The organism is Dorea sp. 210702-DFI.3.125, from assembly GCF_020560945.1.
Classification (GTDB): Bacteria; Bacillota; Clostridia; order Lachnospirales; family Lachnospiraceae; genus Dorea; species Dorea formicigenerans.
The window spans coordinates 1-2,038 of the sequence record NZ_JAJCNF010000066.1; the positions used below are offsets into that span (position 1 = coordinate 1).

General features: G+C 52.4%; 3 protein-coding genes. 1 reads left to right on the forward strand and 2 read right to left on the reverse strand.

Annotation, left to right across the window (positions count from 1 at the left end; translation table 11 throughout):
* A partial coding sequence (locus tag LI164_RS16415) for a tweety protein (protein ID WP_334301063.1) occupies positions 1-166 on the forward strand: 166 nt, incomplete at its 5' end.
* Positions 167-194: 28 nt separating this feature from the next.
* Here LI164_RS16415 and LI164_RS15525 read toward each other — a convergent pair.
* Positions 195-1,532, reverse strand: coding sequence for a virulence-associated E family protein (locus LI164_RS15525; protein WP_227087373.1), 1,338 nt, complete (start codon positions 1,530-1,532; stop codon positions 195-197).
* Positions 1,501-2,038 (reverse strand): CHC2 zinc finger domain-containing protein (locus tag LI164_RS15530; protein WP_227087372.1); only part of this gene is annotated, 538 nt, incomplete at its 5' end. The genes LI164_RS15525 and LI164_RS15530, both read right to left, overlap by 32 nt.

Genomic DNA, 2,038 nt, shown 5'->3' on the forward strand with positions numbered 1-2,038 from the left:
CAACGAAGTCCGGCAACGGGCTTCAAAAGACCTTGCAAACAATCTCAATCTGGCGATGGTTACTATTTATACTTTTCTTTTATTTTTCTGTTGTTTTGGTTGTCATAGGGGAGAAAAGCCCAGAAATAAGGGATTTTCCCCGGCAACCGGCTCGGCAACGGGATAGCAACAGGGGGTGCAACGGGCTGTCATTTTCAGAATGGAAGCTCCATCTGTTCTGAGACCTCCACAAAACCATCCCTCGTTTTTTCAGACGGGTTGCATAAGTCCGTTGCCGGGTTTTCACGCTCCCAGCCCTTTTGTCTGCCATATTCGGAAAACATTCTTGGGTTCGGGAAGTACCGCCAGCCGGAAATACACTGATTCATAATCTCGTTGATTTCCCGGATTTCCCATTGCTTCGGCTCGTCAAAGGCATGGTTTAAGGCTTCCTTGTAGAGCTGCTTGGAACAGACCATGCTCCCGGTGTACTTATCAAGATACGCCTGTATCATCCCGGCTTTGGTGTCCTCCGGCATAAAATCCCGCTGGTGTTCTTTGAGATACCGCTGCATGGCAGGGCTGAAAGCCAGCTTGAACCTGCCGCTTCTGTAAATTTCCATCGCTTCTGCCCACATCTGCTCGATATAGGCTCTGGAAGCGGCTTCGTCCTCCAAAATGTGAACCTCGGCTTGCTCCGGGTACACCATGACGGGGATAAAGCGGCGGTTGCCGGAACGGTCAAGGGGCAGGAAGTCAAGGGCATTGGAAGTGCCGCCAAACACGCACTGACGGGGGCGGTCTGCTGGGTGGGTTTCATAGGGTATCTTGTAAACCTCTTTCTGTCGGCTTAAAAATGACTTGATTTCCTCAATGCTCTTGGCGTTGGCGGCTGCCATCATTTCCGACATTTCGATAATCCAGTGACCTTGCAGCTTGCGGTACACATTGTCATCGTCCAGCTTCCGCAAATCATCGGAGAACCACTCGTCCCGGACTGCCAGCAGACGGAAGAAAGTGGACTTGCCAGCCCCCTGACCGCCGACCAGACAGAGCATGATTTCAAACTTGCACCCCGGCTGAAAGGCTCGTGAGATTGCACCCAGCAGGAACAGCTTCAATGCTTCATAGGTGTAATCGTCTGCGTCAGCCCCCAGAAAGTGCCGCAGGCAGAAGCGGATTCGCTCTGTCCCGTCCCACACAAGGGAACTTAAATAATCCCGGATGGGGTGGTACTTGTTTTCATTCGCCACAATCCCGATGGCGTTATCAATCTTTTTCTCATTGGTAAGCCCGTAGGTTTCTTCCAGATAGAGAAGCAGATACTTCATATCTGTATCGTTCAGGGCGGTGCTTTCCCTGTGGAAGCCGATGGGCTTTATGATGTCCTTGCGGTCGGTCAGGATGTTGTATGCGATAGCCCCGGAAAGCAGCGGGTCACGCTGGAATACGGTCAGGCAGTTCCGTATGCTCTGACGGACACCGCCTTTCTCGGTAGTTTCCAGCCCCGCCTTGATTTCCTCAACGCTCTGTGGCGGCTGCATGGCGTTCATGGTGTTTTTTAGTTCTTGCTGCGTCTGCGGCTGCAAACTCTGCCATTCGTTGTTCAAGCTGTATCACATCCTTTCCGTAGTCCGTAATCAAAGCCGCTTTTTCCTCTGTCTCCCCGAACAGCAGCACATCCAGCAGATATTCCACTTGGGCTTGCTTCTGTAAGGCTTCCACAAACCGGGGATGAAAGGCTTCCTCCGGGGAGTGCGGGACATAATCCTTTCTCCATGCCCTAAGCAGGTGGAGATAATCGGCAAGGATACGGGAGCAGCGGTTCTTTGCTTCCTGAAACTGTTCCTCCGGGGATTTCTGCCGGGGCTTGGGCTTTTTTACCTTTCCCGGCGGCTTCCAGTCCTCATAGGAAATTCCAAAGTCCTGTGCCAGTTGTACGGCGGCTTCTTTCTTTCCCAGCCCATACAGAGCGGCGGCAAAATCAATCACATCCCCATCCGTACCGCAGCCGAAGCAGTGGTAACGCCGATCCAGCTTCATGCTTGGGGTTTTATCG